Annotated in this window: 15 protein-coding genes; 8 read left to right on the forward strand and 7 right to left on the reverse strand. The window is 73.5% G+C overall.

The window, feature by feature from the left end; genetic code table 11:
* The first annotated feature begins 46 nt into the window (after window positions 1-46).
* Window positions 47-1,012 (forward strand): DUF4349 domain-containing protein, encoded by a 966-nt coding sequence (locus FXF65_RS24455; protein ID WP_187412480.1) that lies wholly within the window; start codon window positions 47-49, stop codon window positions 1,010-1,012.
* On the opposite strand, the gene hemE is transcribed toward FXF65_RS24455, so the two are convergent.
* Entirely contained in the window at window positions 1,009-2,025 is a 1,017-nt protein-coding gene (hemE, locus tag FXF65_RS24460) for a uroporphyrinogen decarboxylase (RefSeq protein WP_378232779.1), read from the reverse strand. The two genes, FXF65_RS24455 and hemE, sit on opposite strands and share 4 nt — an antisense overlap.
* A gap of 255 nt (window positions 2,026-2,280) precedes the next feature.
* On the opposite strand from hemE, the gene FXF65_RS24465 reads away from it, so the two are divergent.
* The 4 genes from FXF65_RS24465 to efeU all read left to right on the forward strand — a co-directional run bounded on the left by FXF65_RS24465 (window position 2,281) and on the right by efeU (window position 5,638).
* Window positions 2,281-2,478, forward strand: a complete 198-nt coding sequence (locus FXF65_RS24465) for a hypothetical protein (RefSeq protein WP_148352347.1) — start codon at window positions 2,281-2,283, stop codon at window positions 2,476-2,478.
* Window positions 2,479-2,632: 154 nt separating this feature from the next.
* On the forward strand, window positions 2,633-3,199 hold the full coding sequence (locus tag FXF65_RS24470; protein ID WP_148352348.1) for a DUF3000 domain-containing protein: 567 nt from the start codon (window positions 2,633-2,635) through the stop codon (window positions 3,197-3,199).
* A gap of 281 nt (window positions 3,200-3,480) precedes the next feature.
* Window positions 3,481-4,677 carry a ribonuclease D gene (locus tag FXF65_RS24475; RefSeq protein ID WP_222868741.1) on the forward strand — a complete coding sequence of 399 codons (1,197 nt, stop codon included), beginning with the start codon at window positions 3,481-3,483 and terminating at the stop codon, window positions 4,675-4,677.
* Between the two features lie 100 nt (window positions 4,678-4,777).
* On the forward strand, window positions 4,778-5,638 hold the full coding sequence (efeU, locus tag FXF65_RS24480; protein ID WP_148352350.1) for an iron uptake transporter permease EfeU: 861 nt from the start codon (window positions 4,778-4,780) through the stop codon (window positions 5,636-5,638).
* A gap of 154 nt (window positions 5,639-5,792) precedes the next feature.
* On the opposite strand, the gene FXF65_RS24485 is transcribed toward efeU, so the two are convergent.
* The 5 genes from FXF65_RS24485 to FXF65_RS24505 all read right to left on the reverse strand — a co-directional run bounded on the left by FXF65_RS24485 (window position 5,793) and on the right by FXF65_RS24505 (window position 9,684).
* A complete protein-coding gene (locus FXF65_RS24485; protein WP_148352351.1) occupies window positions 5,793-6,155 on the reverse strand; it encodes a hypothetical protein in 363 nt (120 codons plus the stop codon).
* A 103-nt stretch (window positions 6,156-6,258) separates the two neighbouring features.
* A complete protein-coding gene (locus tag FXF65_RS24490; RefSeq protein WP_148352352.1) occupies window positions 6,259-7,452 on the reverse strand; it encodes an ABC transporter permease in 1,194 nt (397 codons plus the stop codon).
* Entirely contained in the window at window positions 7,449-8,135 is a 687-nt protein-coding gene (locus FXF65_RS24495) for an ABC transporter ATP-binding protein (protein ID WP_148352353.1), read from the reverse strand. The genes FXF65_RS24490 and FXF65_RS24495 overlap by 4 nt, the downstream gene beginning before the upstream one ends.
* Window positions 8,132-9,169, reverse strand: a complete 1,038-nt coding sequence (locus tag FXF65_RS24500; protein ID WP_246199058.1) for a peptidoglycan-binding protein — start codon at window positions 9,167-9,169, stop codon at window positions 8,132-8,134. Before FXF65_RS24500 ends, FXF65_RS24495 begins: the two co-directional genes overlap by 4 nt.
* A gap of 8 nt (window positions 9,170-9,177) precedes the next feature.
* Window positions 9,178-9,684, reverse strand: a complete 507-nt coding sequence (locus FXF65_RS24505) for a hypothetical protein (RefSeq protein WP_148352355.1) — start codon at window positions 9,682-9,684, stop codon at window positions 9,178-9,180.
* 294 nt (window positions 9,685-9,978) lie between these two features.
* Between FXF65_RS24505 and FXF65_RS24510 the strand changes: the two genes are divergently transcribed.
* From FXF65_RS24510 to FXF65_RS24520, 3 genes are all read left to right on the forward strand, one after another.
* Entirely contained in the window at window positions 9,979-10,827 is an 849-nt protein-coding gene (locus FXF65_RS24510; RefSeq protein WP_222868719.1) for an NHL repeat-containing protein, read from the forward strand.
* Window positions 10,828-10,938: 111 nt separating this feature from the next.
* Window positions 10,939-11,601 carry a response regulator transcription factor gene (locus FXF65_RS24515; protein WP_148352357.1) on the forward strand — a complete coding sequence of 221 codons (663 nt, stop codon included), beginning with the start codon at window positions 10,939-10,941 and terminating at the stop codon, window positions 11,599-11,601.
* The gene (locus tag FXF65_RS24520; protein WP_246199059.1) at window positions 11,598-12,860 is read left to right on the forward strand and encodes a sensor histidine kinase; all 1,263 of its coding nucleotides are present in this window, start codon (window positions 11,598-11,600) and stop codon (window positions 12,858-12,860) included. The genes FXF65_RS24515 and FXF65_RS24520 overlap by 4 nt, the downstream gene beginning before the upstream one ends.
* Here FXF65_RS24520 and FXF65_RS24525 read toward each other — a convergent pair.
* Window positions 12,857-14,677, reverse strand: coding sequence for an AMP-binding protein (locus FXF65_RS24525; protein ID WP_246199061.1), 1,821 nt, complete (start codon window positions 14,675-14,677; stop codon window positions 12,857-12,859). The two genes, FXF65_RS24520 and FXF65_RS24525, sit on opposite strands and share 4 nt — an antisense overlap.
* Window positions 14,678-14,790: the final 113 nt, after the last annotated feature.

Genomic DNA, 14,790 nt, shown 5'->3' on the forward strand with positions numbered 1-14,790 from the left:
AAGCGCCATGGAGATCGTCGGGCTTGTGCGGAACGGATCGGGAACCATGAGACGGGCGCGCGTCCCCCACGTCGTGGCCGTCCTGCTGGTCGCCGGGACGCTGGCGGCGTGCGGGGGCGGCGGCGACTCCGGCGGAGGCTCGGAGTCCGCCGACCGCGGCGTGGCGGGGGCCCCGGCCGCGCCGAGCGCCGAACGCGCCCCGGCGGGCGGCACGGCGGGCGGCACGGGGAACGGCACGGCCGGGGGCCGGACCGGCGAGCGCGGCGGCTCGCCCCGCCCGCAGGCGCCCCTGGACGCCGGGCGCGAGGTCGTCCACACAGCGCGGCTCCAGGTCCGGGCGAAGGACGTGGACGCGTCGGCGACCAAGGCGAAGCAGTTGGTCGGCGCGGTCGGAGGCTACGTCGAGCGGGAGTCCAGCTCGACCGACCCGGCCCGCTCGGAGATCACGCTGAAGATCCCCGTCGCCCGGTACGGCGAGGTGCTCGACCAGCTCGGCACGCAGCTCGGCTCGAAGCTGTCCCTCACCCAGGAGGCCGAGGACGTCACGGGCGAGGTCGCGGACGTCGAGGCCCGCGTGCGCTCCGCCAGGGCGACCCTGGACACCTACCGCAAGCTGCTCGGACGCGCGAGCTCGATCACCGAGATCATGAACATCGAGAACGAGATCGCCGGGCGCGAGGCCGACCTGGAGGCGCTCCAGGCGCGGCAGAAGGCCCTCAAGAACCGCACCCAGTTCGCGACCGTGACGGTGCTGCTGGTGGGCGAGTCCGTCCCGGCCGGCAAGAAGGACGAGAGGGGCGGGTTCGTCGGCGCGCTCGGCGACGGCTGGCACGCGCTGACCGCGTTCGCGGGCGGCGTCGCCGTCCTGCTGGGCTGGCTGCTGCCGTTTCTGGTCGCGGCGGCGGTGCTCGGCGTCCCGGCGCTGGTCTTCCGGCGCCGCCTGCGCGCCCGGTTCGGACGCCGCCGCCCTTCGCCGCCCGCCCCCTCGTCCTCGGAGAGCCCGGCCGGCTAGGGCGCGTCCTCTGTGCTCGCCTCGTGGACGAGGTCCGTGAGGCGGGCCAGCACGTCCGGGTTCGTGGACGGCAGCACCCCGTGCCCCAGGTTGAAGATGTGCCCCTCGGCGGTGCGCCCGCGGGCGAGCACGTCGCGGGCGCGGCGCTCGACGGTCTCCCACGGCGCGAACAGGATCGCCGGGTCGAGGTTGCCCTGCAGCGCCTTGCCGGGGTCGACGCGGGCGACGGCCTCGTCCAGCGGGACGCGCCAGTCGACGCCGACGACGTCCGCGCCCGCCTCGCCCATCGGGCCGAGCAGCTCGCCCGTCCCGACGCCGAAGTGGATGCGCGGCACGCCGAGCGGCTCGATCTCGGCGAAGATCCGGCGGGTGTGCGGCAGCACGGACTCGCGGTAGTCCTGCGGGGCGACCGCGCCGACCCACGAGTCGAAGACCTGCACGGCGCTCGCCCCGGCCGCGACCTGCACCTTCAGGAACGCGATCGTGAGGTCGGCGAGCCGGGACATGAGGTCGGCCCACAGCTCGGGCTCGCCGTACATCATGGCCTTGGTGCGCTCGTGGTTCTTGGACGGCCCGCCCTCGATCAGGTACGAGGCGAGCGTGAACGGGCCGCCCGCGAACCCGATCAGCGGGGTCGCGCCCAGCTCCCCGACCAGGCCCTGGACGGCCTCAGTCACGTACGGGACGTCGTCCGGGACGAGCGGCCGCAGCCCGGCCAGGCCCGCCGCGTCCCGGATCGGGTCGGCGATCACCGGCCCGACGCCGGGCTTGATGTCGAGGTCGACGCCGATGGCCTTGAGCGGCACCATGATGTCGCTGTAGAAGACCGCCGCGTCCACCCCGTAGCGGCGCACCGGCTGCATCGTGATCTCGACGACCAGGTCGGGCCGGGCGCACGACTCCAGCATCGGGACGCCGTCGCGGACCCGCAGGTACTCCGGCAGCGACCGGCCCGCCTGCCGCATGAACCACACGGGCGTGTGCGGCACGGGCCGGCGGCGGCAGGCCAGCAGGAAGGGGCTCTCGGCGAGGCCGCCGCCCTCGGGCGGGCTCGCGTTCGCGTCGTCGGTGCGGGATGCGTCTGCGGTCACCGTGCGATCGTCCCATGGACGGACGGTGGGAAAGCACCCGGTCGCCCCCCTGAGCGGCACGAACTTCCGGACACGCCGAGCGAAGTCCCGCATTCTGTCACCGGCGCGTGCGAACGTGATGCGTGTCATAGCCGAGGGAGGTCCCCCTTGTACTGTTCCACCTGCGGTGATGAACGTGTGTTCGAGCCACCGCCGTGTCCGGACGGTCATGGCGAGGAATGTCCCGAGCGGGCGTGCGTCGAATGCGGTTCGGCCGTCCTGGTCGGCTCGGTGGTGACCGCGCCGGTCACCGAGTCCTCGCCCGCCGCCTCCGCCCTCCCCCGAGCGCCCGGCCCGGCCGACCGCCGCGCCGCCACCGTGCGAGCCGTGGCCTGACCGGCCCGGCCCCCGAGACGAAACCACCTGTGCCGTGCCTGCTTCCCCTCCGCGTCCCCCGGCCGTCGCCCGCGGCGGCTCCGATGTCCGGCATCACCGACCCGAGTCCCGCCCCCGCACCCGACCACTCCCCCGCACCCAGGCCGGTCCACCCATGAACCCACCTGCGTTCCAGCGGGCGCTCGACACGCTGCGCGAGATCCTCGACGGGCCCGGCCTCCGGCCGGAGCTCGACCTGGAGGACATGCCCGCCCCGCAGAGCCTCGCGCCGTACGCGGCGGCCCTGTCGGGAAGCGTCTACCGCGACGACGACACCGAGATCGCCATGGGCCGCCTCATCGTCCTCTACGATCCCGACGGCCGCGGCGGCTGGACGAACGGCTTCCGCGTCGTCGCCTACATCCGCGCCGACCTGGAGCCCGACATCGCCGCCGAGGAGCTGATCGGCACCGTCGCGTGGGACTGGCTGCTCGAAGCGCTGGAGCCCGCCGGGTTCGCCGGCGTCTCCGGGACGATCACCCGCGCCGTGTCCGAGAGCTTCGGCGACAAGCGGGGCGAGCCGTCCACGACGGAGCTCGAACTGCGCGCCTCCTGGTCCCCGACCGGCGACGACCTCGCCCCGCACGTGGCGGCGTGGTGCGAGGTGATGTGCACCACGGCGGGTCTCCCGCCGTCCGGCGTCGCCGCCCTGCCGGACCGCCCTGGCGGCGCGGGCGGTTGAGCGACGTACGGTAGGGGGCGTGACCACAGCGTCCGGAACCGAGGCGGGGGAGCACACGCGAGCAGGCTGCCGATTTCGTCCGCCGGTGTTCCGCAGGGCCTCGAACGGCTCGTCGATCCGAGGATGAAAAAGGTTCAGTGGGAGTGTCCGAAACGCGCGCGACCGGGCCCGAGCGGGACGCCGGCGCGGAGAACACGGCCGCGACGCGGCCAGGGACCGTTCCAGAGCAGGCCGTCCGGCCGCCCGAGGGCGAGTCGGGCGACGGCCCCCCGGCCGTCCCCTTGCTGGAGCCGCGCGAGGGCGTGCCGCCCGTGGTCACCGATGCGGCGGAACTGGAACGTGTCATCGCCGCGTTCGCCGCGGGATCCGGCCCCGTCGCGGTCGACGCCGAAAGGGCCTCCGGTTACCGGTACGGGCAGCGCGCCTACCTGATCCAGCTCCGCCGCGCGGGCGCCGGGACCGCGCTGATCGACCCGATCGCCCAGCCCGACCTGTCCGGGCTGGACGCCGCGCTCGCCGACGCCGAGATGGTCCTGCACGCCGCCAACCAGGACCTGCCCTGCCTCGCCGAGGTCGGGCTCGTGCCGCGCCGGCTGTTCGACACCGAGCTGGCCGGGCGGCTGCTCGGCTACCCTCGCGTCGGCCTCGGGTCCATGGTCGAGAACGTCCTCGGCTTCCTGCTGGAGAAGGGGCACTCGGCCGCCGACTGGTCGACCCGCCCCCTCCCGGAGGACTGGCTCCGCTACGCCGCGCTCGACGTCGAGCTGCTCGTCGAGCTGCGCGACGCCCTCCAGGTCGAGCTGGCGGACGCGGGCAAGCTGGACTGGGCGCTCGAGGAGTTCGCCGCGATCCTCACCACGCCGCCGAAGCCGCCCCGTCCGGACCCGTGGCGGCGGACGTCCGGCATCCACCGGGTGCGGAACCGGCGGGCGCTCGCCACCGTCCGCGAGCTGTGGGAGGCCCGCGACAAGATCGCCCGCGAGCGGGACCTGTCCCCCGGCCGGGTGCTCCAGGACGCCGCGATCATCGAGCTGGCGCAGCAGACCCCCGGCACGCCCGCCGAGCTGCAGGCCCTGCCGACCATGCGCGGGCGCGGCGCCCGGCGGCACCAGTCCGCGTGGCTGCGTGCCGTCGCCCGCGCCCGCGCGCTGTCGGACCGCAAGCTGCCGGAGCCGACCGTGCCCGGCGACGGGCCGCCGCCCGCGCACCGCTGGGCCGACCGCGACCCGGAGGCCGCGAAGCGCCTCACCGCCGCCCGCGCCGTCGTGGCCGGGCTCGCCGAGGAGCACTCCATGCCGTCGGAGAACCTCATGCAGCCCGACTCCGTCCGGCGGCTCGCCTGGACGCCGCCGGACGAGGCGTCCCCGTCCGCCGTCGCGGCCGTGCTGCACGACCTCGGGGCCCGCCGCTGGCAGATAGAGCTGACCGCTCAACCGATCGCCCGCGCCTTCCACCGCTTGGAGCACAAGGAAGGCTGAGGTTCGCGTTCCGGACATCTTGTCAGGGGCGGGCGAGAGGAACACACTGGCTTAGGTTAGGTTTGCCTAAACACGGGTGTGTGATCAGGAGGAGCGCGCGATGCTACTGGGCAACTTCCTCATCGGGCTGCGAGAAGGGCTCGAGGCCGCCCTGGTCGTGAGCATCCTGATCGCGTACCTGGTGAAGACCGGCAACCGCGCCGCCCTCCTGCCCGTCTGGACGGGCATCGCGCTCGCCGTCGTCCTCGCCACCGGGTTCGGTATCGCGCTGAGCGCCGCGTCCTCGGAGATGCAGTTCAAGACCCAGGAGCTGTTCGGCGGCATCCTGTCGATCATCGCGGTCGGGCTCGTCACCTGGATGGTCTTCTGGATGCGCAAGACGGCCCGCTTCATGAAGGCCGAGCTGGAGGGCAAGCTGGAGGGCGCGCTGAACGTCGGCCCGATCGCGCTCGCCGCCGTCGCCTTCCTCGCGGTCGGACGCGAGGGCCTGGAGACCGCGCTGTTCCTCTGGACGAACATCTCCAACTCGTCCGAGGGGTCCACGCAGCCGATCATCGGGGCGTTCCTCGGCCTCGCCGTCGCCGTCGCGCTCGGCTACCTGCTGTACCGCGGCGGCCTCAAGATCAACCTCAAGCGCTTCTTCACCTGGACGGGCGCGGCCCTGATCGTCGTCGCCGCGGGCGTGTTCGGCTACGGCTTCCACGACCTCCAGGAGGCCGAGGTCTTCCCCGGCCTCGGCTCCGTCGCCATCGAGCCGCACGCCTTCTTCGCCAAGTTCGGCGACGCGGGCGACTGGTTGCAGACGGTCTTCCAGGGCGTCCTGAACGTCACCCCGCAGGTCACCTGGCTCCAGCTCATCATGTGGGCGGCCTACCTGATCTCGGTCATGGCCCTGTTCCTCCGCAGCCCGTCCACCTCCAAGCCCGCCAAGGCCAAGACCAGCGAACCCGTCACGCAGTAACTCCCAGGGGGGCGACCCCCTGGAACCCCCGTTGCGACGCGGACGATCCTCACGACGCCGTTGCGGTCTGTCCTGCCTGTCACGGGCGTCTGCTGCGTCGCTCCGGTCGTCCGCGTCGGCGGGTCGGACGGCCTCCGGCCGCCCGACCCGTGTTTCAAAGGTCGGGGAGGGGGTCTCGGGGGAGGCTGTCGCGGGCGAAGATCTCGGCGTCGGCGGCGTTGACGACCGGGACGTACTCGTCGTCCAGTTCGAAGACGGCGCCGCCGAACTCGAACGAGGCGCCGACGCCGGTCTCCACCGGGCCGATCCGGGTGCCGCGCGGGTAGCTGCCCCAGACGCTGCGCGGCGTGCCGCGGCTCACCGCGCCGGTGGAGATCACCGCGACCTGGTCGTCGGTGACGACGAAGATGAAACCCGCGCCGCCGCCGAAGGCCAGCGCGGGGAAGATGTAGCGGATCTCCCCGTCGATCCCGAGGAACTCCCGGCAGCGCTCCCGGAGCGGGCGTGGCACCGGCATGGCGTACGAGGCACCTCCCCCAGGTGGAACTTCGGCGGGCCTCGGGGTGAATTTCTGCGGGCCCGTCCCAATCATGCACCGGTTCGTCGGAACGTCGCCAGACTCAGACCGCGGCCAGCGCGAGCGTCGGCGGGAGCCGCGCCGCGCGCATCGCCGGGTACAGCCCGGCGGCCGTGCCGATCGCGAGGGTCGCGGCGAGCGCTCCGCCGAGCGCCCACACCGGGATGACCGGCGGCCATCCCCGCCACAACGCGAACCCGGCGGTCACGACCGCGCCGAGGACGACCCCGGCGGCGCCCCCGAACGCCGACAGCAGCAGCGACTCGGTGAGGAACTGCGTCCGGACCTGGCCGCGCGTCGCGCCCAGCGAGCGGCGCAGCCCGATCTCGCGGCGCCGCTCCAGCACCGAGATCACCATCGTGTTGGCGACGCCGACGCCGCCGACCAGCAGCGCGACCGCGCCGAGCCCGAGCAGCAGCCCGGTGAACGCGCCCGCCGCCGCGGCCTTCGCCTCCAGCGCGTCGGACGGGCGGCTGACCTCGACCTCCTCGGGGTGCTCGGGGTTGACCGTCCGCGCGAGGACGGCCCGGACGTCCGCCACCGCCCCGTCCGCCGACCGCTCGTAGATCGTCGTCGGGTGGCCGTCGAAGCCGAGGTGGCGGCGGGCCGCGTCCCAGCCGACCAGGGCGGAGCGGTCGATCTCCGGCGCCAGTTCGGCGGGCCGCAGCACGCCGAGGACGACGAACCACCGCCCGCCGATCCACACCTGGCCGCCCGCCCGGTCCACGCCGAGCCGCCGCGCCGCCTCCGCGCCGAGGACGACGCCGGGGTAGCGCTCGGTGCCCGCGTTCAGCCAGCGCCCGCCGGCCATGCCGACGTCGAGCGTGCCGAGCAGGTCCGTCGTCGCGGCCTGGACGGCGATGCCCTGCGTGACCTCCTTCGGAATTCTGTCGGTGCGGCGGACGGTCGCGTCCACCGAGCCGGTCGCGCCGACCGCGGTCACCGGCCCGATCCGGCGGACCATCTCCGGCGCCGTCTCCGGCAGCGCCGCCTTCCCGCCGAACAGCGTGTCGCCGGGCGCGGCCGTCAGCAGGTTCGTGCCGAGCCGGTCGAGCCGCCGCAGCAGGTCCGCCTTGCTGGACGACGAGATCCCGATCACCGCGACCATCGTCGCGATCCCGATCGCGATGCCGAGCGCCGACAGCACCACCCTGGTCGGACGCGACCGCAGCCCGCCGAGCCCGACGCGCAGGACGTCCCCCGCGCCGAGCCGCGCGGGCGCCAGTGCCGAGCTCATACCGCGCCCACCTCCGCCCGCTGGTCGGCGACGATCAGGCCGTCCCGGACCCGGACCCGGCGCGGCGCCGCGGCGGCCACGTCCAGGTCGTGGGTGATGATCGCGACGGTGGTCCCGGCGTCGTTCAGCTCGTCCAGCAGGGCGAGCACCTCGGCGCCCGCGGCGGAGTCGAGGTTGCCGGTCGGCTCGTCGGCGAGCAGCAGGTCGGGCTCCCCGACGACGGCCCGCGCCACCGCGACCCGCTGCTGCTCGCCGCCGGACAGCTCGTGCGGGCGGTGCCCCGTCCGGTGGCCGAGCCCGACGCGCTCCAGCGCGTCCCGCGCCCGCTCCCGCCGCTCCTTGCGGGAGGCGCCGCCGTAGAGGAGGCCCTCCGCGACGTTGTCGAGCGCGCTCACCCCGGCGGACAGGTGGAACTGCTGGAACACGAACCCGATGTGCCGCGCCCGCAGCGCCGACAGCTCCCGGTCGCCGAGCTCCGACACCTCGTGTCCGGCGACCCGCACGCGTCCCCTGGTCGGACGGTCCAGCGTCCCGATCATGTGCAGCAGCGTGGACTTCCCCGACCCCGAGGGCCCGACGATCGCGGCCATCTCCCCCGGCGCGATCACGAGGTCGACGCCGCGCAGCGCCGCCACGCCGCCCGCGTACTCCTTGGCCACCCCGTCCAGCTCGACGATGTTCACTTGGCCGGCACCCCGACCTTGACGCCCGCGCCGATCCCGGTGCCGGTGACCTCGACGCGCCCGCCGCCGAACGCCCCGGTCCGGACGGGCACGAGCCGCCGCGCCCCGTCCGCCGCCACGACCTCGACGCCGAAGCCGCCCTCGCGGAGCGCGAGCAGCGCCTCCACCGGCACCGACAGGACGTCCTCGCGCCGCTCGCTCTCCAGCTCCACGCTGACCGGGGCCTCGTCGAGGCGTCCCGTTCCGGTGCCGCTGAGCGAGATGTCGACGCCTACCGTGGTCTTCTTGTCCGGCCCGGTTCCCGTGCTCTCGGCGACGCCGCTGACCTTGCTGATCGTCCCGTCGACGGTCTTTCCGCCCGGCAGTTCCACCGTGACCTTCGTGCCCTTCCTGGCGAGATCCTGCTTGTCTGCGTCCAGGTCGACGTGGACGAGCCGCCGAGTCCCCGCCACCGTCAGGACGGGCTGCCCCTGCGTGGTCCGCTTCCCTTCCGGCGCCGTGACCTCGCGGACGCGGACAGCGCCGTCCAGAAATACCACCTGATCGGGACCGACCATTCCGGTGTCGTCGAGCCCCTTGTCGTCCTGCCATTCCCGAACTGCGCTCGCCGTCGAATCCGTGAACTCATCGTCAACCGTGACGCCGCCGTATCCAAGCGCCCGCAGATTCCGCTCTAGATCCCGAACGTCATTTCCCGAATCACCCTGTCTGAGGGTCCGGTACATCGGGCTCCCGCCGTACATCAACGTCACGGGCTTTCCCGCGACCTTCACCAGCGTCCCGCCCCGCTTGACCGTCGCGCCCGCCTCCGGCGCCCAGGTCACCACACCCGACGCCCCCGTCCACACCTGCCTGACGCCCGCATACGTCAACTTCCCGTCCACCTTCTCGGTATCAACGAGATCGCCCCGACTCACCACAGCGGTCGTCAACGGCACCGCAGACCCGGCCTTCGCCTCCCCGCCGTCCCACGTCCACGCCAGAACGCTCCCGCCCGCGACGACCACCCCGACGGCGACGCCGCCGGCCACCACGCGCCGCCTCATTCCCCGGCCCCCGGAAGGCTCCCCTGGCACGCCTTCCTCGCCTTCTCGACCGCGGCCTTGTCGACCCCCTTCGACGGAAGCCTGATCTGCCCGTCCGGCCCGGGGTCGGGCATGTCCACGCCGTGCTCCCGCATGCACTGCGCGAACTTGACGTACTGGTCGCGCTTCTTCGGATCCTTCATGTCGGGCAATTTCCCGCCCGCCTGAAGCCATTGCTGGCACTGCTTCAGCGCGGCCTGCAACTTCTCCCGCCCAGCGCCCTTCCCAAGCCGCAGCGCCGACGCGTCCCCCGACCCCGGATCGGGGACGTCCACACCGTTCTCCCGCATGCACTGCGCGAACTTGAGCCGAGCATCCTCCGCCGAAACCGAAGGACTGGCCGACGCCGAAACCCCGCCCGCGGCCCCACCGGCACTGGCCACGCCGCCTCCGTCATCACCACCACCGCACCCCGCACTCCCGACCAGCACCGCCACCACGACAACCCACACCTTGAATCCCATTACGCCCTCTCCCCCGGAACCACACGCCCCGGACCGAAGAGCCATGACACCGACCCCAGGGTTAAATCCGTATTAGTGGGCGTCCGGGTGGGTTGGCAGAGAGTGCCGGAGTTTGCGGTGCCTGCCGGAATTCGGGGCGGCTGGGGGTGAGGATCCTTGCTGATCAGGGGGAACTTGGAAAGCGTGTATCGGGTCCATTTCGGGGGGCTGGTGTCGGGGGGTTGGGTGGGGGAGTTTGGGGCCATGTGGTCTCGAATTGTCATTGCCGTCCTGTCCGCCGGGTTGCTCGTTCCCGTGGGGGGCTCCGCTCAGGGGGCCACGGGGCCTGAGCCCGATCAGATCGCGCTGCCCAACGGGTTCCAGCCCGAGGGGATCGCCACCGGGCCGGGGCCCGTGGCGTTCTTCGGGTCGCGGTCCACCGGGGCGATCTACCGGGCCGATCTGCGGACCGGGAAGGGAGAGCTGATCAGCAAGGGGCCGGGCACGCCGTCGCTCGGCCTGGAGACGCGCGGCGACCGGCTGTACGTGGCCGGCGGGAAGGCGGGGGACGCGCGCGTCGTCAACACCGAGAACGGTGAGGTCGTCAAGTCGTACAAGCTGACGACGAAGGCGGCCTTCATCAACGACGTCGCCCTCACCAAGGACGCGGCGTGGTTCAGCGACTCGACCAACCAGCAGCTCTACCGGGTCCCGCTGAGCGGGGACGGAGAGGTGAAGACCCTGCCCCTCACCGGCGACATCGTGTGGGGCGAGGGGTTCAACTCCAACGGGATCGAGGCGCTGGACGGCGGTAAGTCGCTGGTCCTCATCCAGTCCAACACGGGCAAGCTGTTCAAGGTCGACCCGGAGACCGGGGTCGCGAAGGCGATCGGCCTGGGCGGCGAGGTCCTCACGGCCGGTGACGGCATCCTGCTGGTCGGACGGACCGTCTACGCCGTGCAGAACCGCCTCAACACCGTGTCCGTGATCGAGCTGAACGACGGCGCCACCGAGGGGAAGGTCGTCAAGAAGCTGACCGACCCGCGGTTCGACGTCCCGACGAGCGTCGCGCGCTCCGGCTCCCGGCTGTACCTGCCGAACGCCCGGTTCAACACGACGCCGACTCCCGACACCCCGTACACCGCGGTCGCCGTCACCCCGTGACGCGGTACTAGCGAGGGGGACGCCCGGCCGCCCGGGAGTGCGTGCGGCCGGGCACCCCCGCGAGCAGGCTTTTTATCGGGGCTTAACCCCTCGCAAGTCATGCTCTTCTGCATGCGTGTGCTGATCGTCGAGGACGAGCGGGTGCTCGCGGACACCATCGCCGACGGGTTCCGCGAAGAGGCCATGGCGGTCGACGTGGTGTACGACGGCGAGGACGCGCTGGAGCGGACGTCGTACAACGACTACGACGTCGTGGTCCTCGACCGGGACCTGCCGGGCGTCCACGGCGACGACGTGTGTCGGGAGCTCGTGACGCGGCGCAGCCCCGCGCGGGTCCTCATGCTGACCGCCGCCGCCGACGTCGACGACCGGGTGGACGGCCTGTCCCTCGGCGCCGACGACTACCTGCCGAAGCCCTTCGTGTTCAGCGAGCTGGTCGCGCGGGTGCGGGCGCTCGCGCGCCGGTCGGGGCCGGTGGTGCCGCCCGTCCTGGAGCTGCGCGGCATCCGGCTCGACCCGTACCGGCGCCGGGCCGCGCGCGACGGCCGGGAGCTGCGGCTGACGAAGAAGGAGTTCGCCGTGCTGGAGGAGCTGCTGCGGGCGGACGGCGGCGTGGTGAGCGCCGAACGGCTGCTGGAGCGGGCGTGGGACGAGAACATCGACCCGTTCAGCAACATCGTCCGCGTCACGATGGCGACGCTGCGCCGCAAGCTCGGCGGTCCGCCGGTGATCGAGACGGTGACCGGGTCCGGGTACCGGCTGGAGGCGCGGTGAGGCGGCCGGGCAGGCCGCGGCTGAGCGTGCGGGCGCGGCTGACGCTCGTGTACGGGTCGCTGTTCCTCGTCACGTCGGCCGTGCTGGTCGGGGTGACGTACCTGCTGACCGTCCGGTCGATGGACCAGCGGTTCACGATGAGCGACAGGGTCACGCCGATGACCGTGACGCGGCTGCGCGGCCTCGCCGTGAAGGGCGACGTCGACGAGCTCATGGCGCTGAAGGCGGACGCCGACCGGCAGTTCACCCAGCAGAAGCACGACGTCCTCCAACAGCTCCTGCAGAGCTCGCTGGTGACGATGCTGGTCCTCGGCGTCCTCGCCGTGGTGATCGGTTACGTGGTGGCGGGACGGATGCTGCGCCCGCTGCACACGGTCACCGCGACGGCGCGGCGGCTGTCGGAGAGCAACCTGCACGAGCGGATCGTCCTGGACGGCCCGCAGGACGAGATCAAGGACCTCGCCGACACGTTCAACCGGATGCTGGACCGGCTGAACCGCGCGTTCGACGCGCAACGCCGGTTCGTCGCGAACGCATCGCACGAGTTGCGCACGCCGCTCACCATCAACCGCACCGTCCTTGAGGTCGCGCTCGCCAGCCGGCGGAACCCGCCGGAGACGAAGGCGCTCGCGGACGTCCTGCTCGGCAACACCGCCCGGCACGAGCGGCTGATCGAGGGGCTGCTGACGCTGGCCCGGTCGGAGCGGGACCTCGCCGCGCGGGTCGCGACGCCGCTGCCGGACGTGGTCCGCAGCGCCCTGGACCATCTCGACGAGCAGGCGGACGAGGCGGGCGTCGACGTCGAGGTCCGGCTCGCGCCCGCGACGGTCAGCGGCGACCCCGTCCTGCTGGAGCGCTGCGCGGTGAACCTGCTGGAGAACGCGGTGAAGCACAACGTGCGGGACGGACAGGTCTGGGTGCGCACCGGCGTCCGGGACGGCTCGGCGTTCCTCCAGGTCGTGAACACCGGACGGGCGGTGCCGAGCTACGAGATCGGGACGATCTTCGAGCCGTTCCGCCGCCTGCGTCCCGACCGTTCTCCGCGCTCGGACCGAGCAACGGACGGGGCAACAGCGGTGAGGGAGCGGACGGGGTCGGCGGACGGGGCCGGGCTCGGCCTGTCGATCGTCCGGGCGGTGGTGGACGTGCACGGCGGGACGATCGAGACCGTCCCGCGCCCGGAGGGCGGGCTGGCGATCACCGTCCTGCTCCCGCTGTCGGCGGAACCCGCCCTGACCGCCGCCGTGGCCGCGACCTAACCCGCCTGCTCCGCGTCGAGGGAGTGGGCCGAGTCCCGGGGCGACGGCCAGCGGACGCTGCCCTCCGGCACGGTCTGGCCGGGGCGGGCGGCGAGCCAGCGGTGCACGACCTTGCCGGTGGCGTTGCGCGGCAGCTCGGCGATGAAGTGGACGTCGCGCGGCGCCGCGTACCGGGCGACCTGGGCGTGCACGTACGCGCGCACGGCGTCGGCGTCCAGCCGGGCGCCGGGCCGCAGGACGACGTAGGCGGCGAGCCGCTGCCCCCAGTCGTCGTCCGGCACCCCGACGACGGCGACCTCGTGGACCTCGGGGAGGCGGAGCAGCGCGTCCTCCACGTCGCGCGGGACGATGTTCTCGCCGCCCGACACGACGAGGCCGTCGCGGCGGCCGTCCACGAACAGCAGGCCCCGGTGGTCGATGTGGCCGAGGTCGCCGGTGGCGAGCATCCCGTCGCGGACCTCCATCGGCTCGCCGCCCGTGTACCCCTCGAACAGCAGCTCGTTCGCGACGTGGATCTGCCCGATGGTGGGGCGGCCGACCCGGCGGCCGCCCGCGTCGCGGATGGCGAGCGCGGTGTTGCGCGGCGGCCGGCCGGCGGTGCGCGGGTCGAGCCGCAGGTCGCGCGGGATGGCGATGGACACCCACGACGCCTCGGTGGACCCGTAGACGTTGTAGAGGCGGTCGCCGAACTCGTCCATGAAGCGGGTGGCGAGGTCGCCGGGAAGGGCGGCGCCGCTGACCGCCGCGATCCGCAGCGAGGACGTGTCGTGCCGGGCGCGGACCTCCGGGTCGAGGTCGAGGACGCGCTGCAGCATGACCGGGACGGCGAACACGGTCACGTCCCGGTGGGACGCGACGGCCCGCAGCGTCTGCTCGGCGTCGAAGCGGCGGTGCAGCACGACCGGGGCGCGCAGCGCCCACGCCATCTGCAGGGCGGCGTAGCCCCAGGTGTGGAACAGCGGCGCCTCGATGACCATCGTTTGCTTGGCGCGCAGCGGGATCCGGGACGTCATCGACGCGAGCGGCCACAGCCCGGGACGCGGCGGGCGGCGGGCGCCCTTCGGACGTCCGGTGGTGCCCGAGCTGAGCATGATCGTCCGGCTCTGGATCTGCGGCGGCGACGCCACGGCCTCCGACTCCGGGACGGCGCGGATGACCTCGTCCAGGCTCCGGCCCCGCACCGGACGGCCCGGCTCCGGCGCGGGACGCGGCCGGGGCGCCGCCAGCGGCGGCAGCGCGGCGAGCGGAACGGGCGCCGCGAGCGGAGCGGGATCGGGGCCGGGACGCCGGTCGGCCCACAGCACCGTCCGGCGGAGCGCGATCGGCATGTCGGCGAGCAGCGGCGCGAACTCGGCGTCCGCGACGATCAGCGTGGGCCGCAGCTCGCCGAGGACGGCCCGCGTCCAGCTCGCCCCGGCGCCCGTGTTGAGCAGGACGACCTCCGCGCCGCGGCGGCTGCACGCGACGAGCGTCAGCACCATGCCCCGGTGGTTGCGGCAGAGGACGCCGACGCGCGGGCGCGGGCCGCGCAGCGGCAGCCCGGCGGCGAGCCGCGCGGCGCGCTCGTCCAGCTCGGCGAAGGTGAGGGCGCCCTCGTCGTCGATCAGCGCGGTCCGGGACGGGGAGCGCGCGGCGGCGCCCGCGACGAGCCCGGCGAGCGTGGTTCCCCAGCGGCGCAGCGTGCGGAGTTGGCGCCCGGCGCGGCGCGGGCCGCCCGCGAACAGCAGCCCGGTGCGGAGCAGGAGGGCGGTCAGATCGCGGATATGCCCGATCCGCCGGCGCATCCCCGGCCGGTACGCGGGCCTCGCGTGCGTCACCGCGCCCTCCTCGGTGGTACCGAGCCACGTTACCCAGCCGCCACCTGCGGAACAAGACCGGCCGGGGCCGCTCCGGACGGGCGGTCCGGCGTCAGTGGTTACTGACGAGTAGT

The organism is Actinomadura syzygii (genome assembly GCF_008085905.1).
Classification (GTDB): domain Bacteria; phylum Actinomycetota; class Actinomycetes; order Streptosporangiales; family Streptosporangiaceae; genus Spirillospora; species Spirillospora syzygii.